Genomic DNA, 5,699 nt, shown 5'->3' with positions numbered 1-5,699 from the left:
TGGAACGTGAACATCGTAATGACCGGAGGATACTAGCGAAGTCGCGTCCCTGATCCGCTGTATTCTTTTCACATGGAGCTTGGACAAGAACAAGCTGATCAACAATGCAATTGCAAGTGCAAGAAGGACGATGTACAGAAGATATTGATTGATTTCGCTCAGCATTTCCCTGGTGCCGCTGATCGGGGAAATCAGGATCAGGCCGCCAGCCAGTTGATCATTGATGATCCGCGGCATGATCACAAGCGATACAGCCTGGTCAAAACGTCCGAAATCTTTTTTCAGCGGAACGGTTTCACCGTGTTCGATTTTTTGCCACTCGTCTTTTGAAAGCTCAATCCGCGGGTACACTCCGCCCCGTGAAAAGGATACCTCCCCTTGCCGGTTGAACGTAATCAAATCGATGTTCCGTGCCTGAAGCAGATTGCTGTATTCCTCCAGATAGAGCGGCCTTCTGGGACTCGGACGCTCGAGGTCTGATAAAATTTTATCCCCATACGACCGTAATTCCGTGACCTTATTTTCGTAGACAAGATTCTCGACATAATGGGAAAACAGGGTGCCCAGGATCAGGAAGGCGATGATGAGTACGGTTGTATGGCTGAGAAGCAGCTGGTAAAGATATCTAAATTTCATCTCCGGCCGCCGTCTCATCGAATTTATATCCTACTCCCCAGACCGTATGCAGGTATGGCTTTTCTTTGCTGGCGATTTTATTGCGGAGCCGTTTGATATGAACATCGACTGTCCGCTCATCGCCGTAGAAATCATACCCCCATACGCGTTCGAGAAGCTGTTCCCTCGAGAACACCTGACGCGGATGACGTGAAAGGTAATAGAGCAATTCAAATTCTTTTGGTGTCAGATTGGTAAGCGGAACGCCTTTCAGAAGAACTTCTCGGGTTTCCTTACTGATGTTGAAATCTTCCGTGGAAACATCCTGATTTCCGGAAGCACTGTTTTTCTCCCCTTGATACCGGCGTGTAACTGCACGTATCCTGGCCATCAGGGCAAGCGGCGAGAATGGCTTGGTTACATAATCGTCGGCACCGAGTTCCAGTCCGAGAACCTGATCGGATTCACTGTCTTTCGCCGTCAGCATGATGACAGGGATCTGCGACTTTTCCTCCCTGATTTTCCTGCATATGGTGACGCCGTCCATCCCCGGCAGCATCCAGTCAAGGATGACAAGATCCCACTCACCCTCTCTATAACGCCGGTACCCTTCTGCCCCGTCGTGAACAAACTCTCCTTGAATACCTTCTTTTATAAAAAACATCTCCAGCATGGAAGTAACACTTTCGTTGTCTTCTACTACCAGCACGTTCATCGACATCATCCCTTTCCCAAAATCGCTTTACCTAAATTATAGTCATTGTTTCCGGTGGATTCTACTTCACACTATCTAAATTATAGTTGTTATCACCAATCGATTCTATTATTTCCCCGTAACGAAAAACCCCCGCGGCTTGGCGGGGATTTCCTGACAGGGTTGAACTATAATGTGTCACTTTGCGATTCTGCGGACGGCTGATCACTCTGCTCTGCGTCAGGCGAAGATTGTTGAGGTCCTTTCCCATGCCCTGGACCGTGATGGTCCTTACCGCCCATGCGGAAAAAGAAGCCCTCTTCCTTATTGAAAGGGAAGATATCAAGTTCTTTTGCTTCACCGGCATGATCGGTCATGATTTCTTCCATCAGTTCTTTTGTCGTTTTGCCTTCTGTGTCAATGCTCAGCTCTTTGGCGGCTTTTAAAATGGAAGCTTCGAAAACCTCCTGTTTCAATTCCCGATGATCTTTGCCTTCTGCCTCAATTCCAAGATCCTGTGCCTGCTGCGTCAATGCTGCTTCTCTGACTTCCTCTGCAAGAGTTTCAAGATCCTTGCCTTCCGTTTCCACTCCAAGTTCTTTCGCTTTCTGCTTAACCAGTGCTTCCCTTATCTCTTGGGACAGCTGCTCATGGTCTTTTCCATCTGTTGAAATCCCAAGTTCTTTTGCTTTTTTGGAAAGCTCGGCTCCACGGATTTCCTCCATGACTGTACGATGATCTTTGCCTTCCGTTTCCACCCCTAATTCCTTCGCTCTTTTTTCAAGTTCGGCATCTTTAATCTCTTTGGCCAGTTCGCGTGAATCCTTATCGGTGCTGTCGATGCCAAGTTCTTCTGCCTTTTCCTTCAACTGTTCTTCATCCAGATGGAACTTTCCGGGTCCACCCCCGCGATGGCCGTCAAATACTAACTCAGTCCCCTTCTCGACAACCGCTGATTCGCTTGTATTCGCTGCCTCCTCCTCAGCAGCAAAGGCCGGGAGAGCACCCAGGATCCCGACAGATAATGCACCTGTCAGTACATACGTTAATGTTCTTTTCTTCTTCATTTTTTTGCCTCCTTTTTTGTAGATGCAGCAATCGAATCATGTATGTATCTGACGTGAAGTCGGGATTCAATCCACTGCAATGTCATTTTCCCCAGAAGTTATTGCGAATGTATGAACAAACCGTTGCCGGTTCATTAACTTTTCAATGAATTTTCGATTTTGTACTCCTCTTTCTGTTCTTCCAGCCACGTCCCATACTCCGTTTGAAGAGCCTGATCAAACAGAATATCCTTTACTTCCTCTTTATGATCTTCAAGAACCGCTTCTTTCGCTGCTTTTTTGTCCGTTACATTGATGATATGGTAACCAAACTCCGTCTTGACAGGCTCACTGATTTCCCCTGCCTTCATGGCAAACGCCTTCTCATCAAATTCGGCCACCATTTCACCTTTTGCAAAAAAGCCCAGTTCCCCTCCTGATTCGGCATTGGAAGTATCAGTAGAATATTCTTTGGCAAGCTCAGCGAAATCTCCCCCGTCAGCAAGCTTGTCCTTCACTTCCTCAGCCGTTTCTTCATCCTCTACAAGAATATGGCTTGCTTCGACTTGCTCCGCTTGAGCGAACGAGTCTTTATTCGCTTCAAAGTATTCTTTTATCTGATCATCCGAAATGGAAATTCTGTCCTTCAGCAGCTTTTCCGTCAATAAATACGTTTTGATATTCTCTTTCACACTATCAAGACTGGCTCCGCTCGATGCCAATGCCTCATTGAATGCCTCTTCATCACCATAGGAATCTTGAATTGTCTGCAGCTCCTCATCCATCTCACTTTCCTTGACTGTGATCTCTTCCTCCTCACTCTCAAGCTCCACAATCTTTTCGGCAATCAGTGTATCCAGTGCAGCTTCACCATACTGATCAACAAGCGTCGTATACAAATCCTCTTTACTAATCGACTTGCTCCCCACCTTCGCCACCACATCTTCCTTCGAAAACCCAAACACAGCCAGCATCGTGCCGATGACGACAACGCCTCCCAACACACTCCATAACGTAATCGAACGCTTCTTTTTATCCACTTACCCGATCTCCTTTATATTCATTTTTATTTTTTGGTGCCTGGCACAATTCATCCGATTTGTGCCTGGTACAATTCATCCGGTTTGTGCCTGGTACAATTCATCCGGTTTGTGCCTGGCACAATTCATCCGGTTTGTGCCTGGCACAATTCACTCGATTTGTGCCTGGTACAATTCACTCGGTTTGTGCCTGGCACAATTCACCCGATTTGTGCCTGGCACAATTCACTCGATTTGTGCCTGGTACAATTCATCCGGTTTGTGCCTGGTACAATTCATCCGGTTTGTGCCTGGCACAATTCATCCGGTTTGTGCCTGGCACAATTCACTCGATTTGTGCCTGGTACAATTCACTCGGTTTGTGCCTGGCACAATTCACTCGATTTGTGCCTGGCACAATTCACTCGATTTGTGCCTGGCACAATTCACTCGATTTGTGCCTGGCACAATTCACTCGGTTTGTGCCTGGCACAATTCACTCGATTTGTGCCTGGCACAATCGACCCGATTTGTGCCTGGCACAATCCACATCATTCACACCAGACACGGTCCGGCAGCAAAAATACTAATTAATCATCGAATTACTAGTCAAAGTCAGGCTGATTGCCATCTCTTCAGCTCCCCGGAAAATGGTCAGGTCGACCTTATCTCCTACTTTCAGGTCAGCGTACAACTGTCTTCTCAAGTCGGCCGCATCCTCTACTGGCTGGCCATTAAGCTCAGTGATGACATCACCTTCTTTAATCCCGGCTTTGGCAGCCGCTGATGATTCATCAATACTGGCGACTATTACACCTTTTTCTACTTCATTAGGCAAATTCCCCAGATAGTTGCGCGGAACATCGGCAAGATTCGTCAGTCCAATTCCGATATACGGACGTTCCACTTTTCCCGTCTCGATGATTTCATTGACGATCGGCATGAAATCTTTACTTGGAATCGCAAAGCCAAGCCCTTCTACACCTGAGTTGGAGATTTTCAAGCTGTTTATTCCAATCAGTTCACCTTTTGAATTCAGCAGTGCGCCGCCGCTGTTACCAGGATTGATCGCCGCGTCAGTCTGGATGACATTCAATTCAGATTCACCTGCAGACGTCTGCACTGCAATGGTACGGTCAACAGCACTGACAATCCCTTGCGTAACGGTCCTTGATAAATCAAGGCCAAGCGGGTTCCCGATCGCGATTACCTGTTCACCTGCGCGCAAGGCACTGGAATCGCCAACTTCCAATAGGTTGTCTGCGTATTTCCCATCGATTTTCAACACGGCAAGGTCTGTCAGTGGATCAGCACCGATTAACTCTGCTTTGGTTTTTTCACCGTCATGGAGCGAAACCTCGATGGCAGAAGCTCCTTCGATGACATGGTTGTTTGTGATGATATAGGCACTGTCCCCCTCTTTCTTAAAGAGAACCCCTGATCCTGTGCCTGCTTGAGCATCTTGTGAAGAGCCATTGTAGCGATTATTTTGCTGCTGGTAATTCACGATTCCGACAATCGATTCAGAAGCATCTTCCACGATATTCGCTACGTCGCCCCCGGTTGAAACAGATGTGGGAGTGATCCCCGAATCAGTTGAAGTTTCTTCCTGACCAGTGCCCCCCGCCGCTTGTTCGATGCCGGGTTCGGCCAGATTCTGATAATAATCTGTCTGAGGCAATATCGTCAGAGTCAGAACCGAACCGATGATGCCCGCACCCACAGCGGATAGAAATCCTCTCCCTTTAAATGGCTTTTTCGGCTTTGCGCTTCTTTGCTTCCCTTCAATGGTAGCGGCTTCTGGTTGGTCTGTTTCTATATGCTTCATTTCTTCATTTTGATTGTTATGTTCTTGCATTTTGCTTCCTCCTCTAATTATTTTGCTCAGTTGAACTTTGCTGTTGATTTCATCTTAGAGGGAAAATATTACGAAAGTATGAACAATCTATGTACAGGGTGGGAAGTTTTTGCAGATAAAAAAGAACCGCCAAGTAAATGACGGTTCTGATATACGGCATGATTTGGTTTTGTTTATGGGTTAGCCACTGGTGCAGGGCAGTTTGTATTGTGACCAAAACGGGACATTGTACCTGTCCCCATGACCCGCCTTTGTTCATCCGGTGTCCTGTCCTCGTTAGGTGAGTTGGCACCGAACTGGAAAAAATGAGATTTTGCTGAAAAGCTCATAATAACTCATAGATTTTGTTGTGAAACTCTTATAATAATGTCCAAAACTCATAGTATGAAAAGTTGATATACGATCCAACTAATTCAAGCAAAGAATTTACCTCTGCAAACAGGATTCAAGCCACTTTCAATGATATT

General features: G+C 46.6%; 4 protein-coding genes and 1 pseudogene. All 5 read right to left on the bottom strand.

Annotated elements, in window-relative coordinates:
- Nucleotides 1–636 (bottom strand): annotated as a pseudogene (locus tag HP456_RS19010) (sensor histidine kinase); the annotation flags it as partial.
- Nucleotides 626–1,330 (bottom strand): response regulator transcription factor, encoded by a 705-nt coding sequence (locus HP456_RS19005; protein ID WP_172254008.1) that lies wholly within the window; start codon nt 1,328–1,330, stop codon nt 626–628. The pseudogene HP456_RS19010 and the gene HP456_RS19005, both read right to left, overlap by 11 nt.
- A gap of 167 nt (nt 1,331–1,497) precedes the next feature.
- Nucleotides 1,498–2,376, bottom strand: coding sequence for a hypothetical protein (locus tag HP456_RS19000; RefSeq protein ID WP_172254006.1), 879 nt, complete (start codon nt 2,374–2,376; stop codon nt 1,498–1,500).
- Between the two features lie 134 nt (nt 2,377–2,510).
- Nucleotides 2,511–3,395 (bottom strand): peptidylprolyl isomerase, encoded by an 885-nt coding sequence (locus HP456_RS25550; protein WP_312857793.1) that lies wholly within the window; start codon nt 3,393–3,395, stop codon nt 2,511–2,513.
- Nucleotides 3,396–3,960: 565 nt separating this feature from the next.
- A complete protein-coding gene (locus HP456_RS18990; protein WP_172254004.1) occupies nt 3,961–5,232 on the bottom strand; it encodes a S1C family serine protease in 1,272 nt (423 codons plus the stop codon).
- Nucleotides 5,233–5,699 lie beyond the last annotated feature (467 nt).

It is taken from the genome of Bacillus haikouensis, assembly GCF_013179555.1.
Classification (GTDB): domain Bacteria; phylum Bacillota; class Bacilli; order Bacillales; family Bacillaceae_B; genus Rossellomorea; species Rossellomorea haikouensis_A.
Note: the sequence above shows the minus strand (reverse complement) of the source record. Positions and strands in the feature narration are given on the sequence as shown.